The organism is Citrobacter sp. L55, from assembly GCF_002850715.1.
Classification (GTDB): Bacteria; Pseudomonadota; Gammaproteobacteria; order Enterobacterales; family Enterobacteriaceae; genus Citrobacter; species Citrobacter braakii.
The window spans coordinates 1-1944 of sequence record NZ_KZ559447.1; the positions used below are offsets into that span (position 1 = coordinate 1).

Annotated in this window: 4 protein-coding genes; all 4 read left to right on the plus strand. The window is 56.5% G+C overall.

All coding sequences use genetic code 11. The annotated features are described in order from the left end of the window. Window positions 1-257 (plus strand): DUF932 domain-containing protein (locus B9P82_RS28025; protein ID WP_143704305.1); only part of this gene is annotated, 257 nt, incomplete at its 5' end. Between the two features lie 160 nt (window positions 258-417). Continuing rightward, window positions 418-642 (plus strand): hypothetical protein, encoded by a 225-nt coding sequence (locus tag B9P82_RS28030; RefSeq protein WP_168188482.1) that lies wholly within the window; start codon window positions 418-420, stop codon window positions 640-642. A 355-nt stretch (window positions 643-997) separates the two neighbouring features. Next, window positions 998-1552, plus strand: coding sequence for an antirestriction protein (locus B9P82_RS28040; RefSeq protein WP_246842192.1), 555 nt, complete (start codon window positions 998-1000; stop codon window positions 1550-1552). 111 nt (window positions 1553-1663) lie between these two features. Continuing rightward, window positions 1664-1944, plus strand: a 281-nt coding sequence (locus B9P82_RS28045) for a JAB domain-containing protein (protein ID WP_305764033.1), incomplete at its 3' end; no start/stop codon positions are given.

Consider the following 1944-nt stretch of genomic DNA (forward strand, 5'->3'; position numbering starts at 1 on the left):
CGTATCGCTTTGGTGAAGAGCATCAGCCGGTGACCGAAGCCCAGGTGCTCTCCCCCCGCCGCTGGCAGGATGAACAGAATGACCTCTGGACGGTATTCAACCGGCTTCAGGAAAATCTGCAGAAAGGCGGACTTGCCGGGCGAACCGCGCAGGGAAAGCGCAGCCGTACCCGCGCCGTGAAAGGTATCGACGGTGACCTGAAGCTTAACCGCGCGTTGTGGGTGATGGCGGAAGAGCTGCAGCAGGCACTGAGCTGATGCAGCACGTTCCGGCGAATACTGATCAGCAGTCTGGCCTGTCTCACTGCAAAACCAGCCCGGCAGCCGCTCCATATCCGACGATGACCTCTGCGCCTGGTGCAGACATCTCTGCTACCNTGTGGGTGATGGCGGAAGAGCTGCAGCAGGCACTGAGCTGATGCAGCACGTTCCGGCGAATACTGATCAGCAGTCTGGCCTGTCTCACTGCAAAACCAGCCCGGCAGCCGCTCCATATCCGACGATGACCTCTGCGCCTGGTGCAGACATCTCTGCTACCACCCCGGTGAACGCAGTCTGTGCAGGCTGTCTGTGGCTGACGGCATCTGGCCCTCACGGTGCGATGCTGATGGCTATGCACAGTCCTGCCCACAGCTACGCCTGAACGTACCGCCGGCAGATATCACCAGCCGGTAGCACTGCACGCCTGTTGCCCAAAAACTCAAACGACCTGCACGCTCCTGTTCAGCGGGAGNCCCCGGTGAACGCAGTCTGTGCAGGCTGTCTGTGGCTGACGGCATCTGGCCCTCACGGTGCGATGCTGATGGCTATGCACAGTCCTGCCCACAGCTACGCCTGAACGTACCGCCGGCAGATATCACCAGCCGGTAGCACTGCACGCCTGTTGCCCAAAAACTCAAACGACCTGCACGCTCCTGTTCAGCGGGAGTGCGCTTATGACCTTTACAAAAGGAACCACTGACATGACTGACATGACTGACATGACTGACATGACTGATATGACTGATATGCTCAACCTTAACAACACCCTCCCGTTACATCCATCCTCTGATGAACTGAGCGCTACGCTCGTTTCGGACGAACTGCGTGTGGACTTCTGGCCACAACACTTTGGCAACATACCGCAGTGTATAACCCTGGAGCCACGTATCTTTGCCTGGATGGACCGACTCTGCGCCGATTATCACGGTGGCATCTGGCAGTTTTACATGCTGAGCAACNCCCTGGAGCCACGTATCTTTGCCTGGATGGACCGACTCTGCGCCGATTATCACGGTGGCATCTGGCAGTTTTACATGCTGAGCAACGGCGGTGCTTTTATGGCCCCGGAAGCAAATGAGGATACCAGTGAAAAATGGTCGCTGTTCAACAGTATGAATGGCAACGGAGCAGAGATGAGTGCAGAAGCTGCAGGCATTGCAGTCTGCCTCATTGCTTACAGCCACCATGCCTGTCGCACCGAATGCGATGCCATGACGGAACACTATTACCGTCTGCGGGATTACGCACTCAGGCATGCGGAATGCAGCACCATCATGCACATCATCGACTGAGGGAAACGCCATGAAACAACAGCTCCCTTTATTTGCCTCAGTCCTGCCNTTACGCACTCAGGCATGCGGAATGCAGCACCATCATGCACATCATCGACTGAGGGAAACGCCATGAAACAACAGCTCCCTTTATTTGCCTCAGTCCTGCCTGTCTCTGCACAACAGACCATCCGCAAGGCACTAACCCTTCTGGAGCGTCAGTTACGCGAACCCGGGGCGTCATTTACGTCCAGCCATGCAGTACGTGACTGGCTGCGTCTGCAGCTTGCCACACAGGAGCGCGAAGAATTTACCGTGATCTTCCTCGATAACCAGCATCGGTTGATTACGCACGAAACCCTCTTCACCGGCACCATCAACCATACACAGGTACATCCACGGGAAGTGGTGAA

Coding starts and splice junctions, on each gene's coding strand:
- B9P82_RS28030 (WP_168188482.1), top strand. CDS start 418: ATGCAGCACGTTCCGGCGAATACTGATCAGCAGTCTGGCCTGTCTCAC.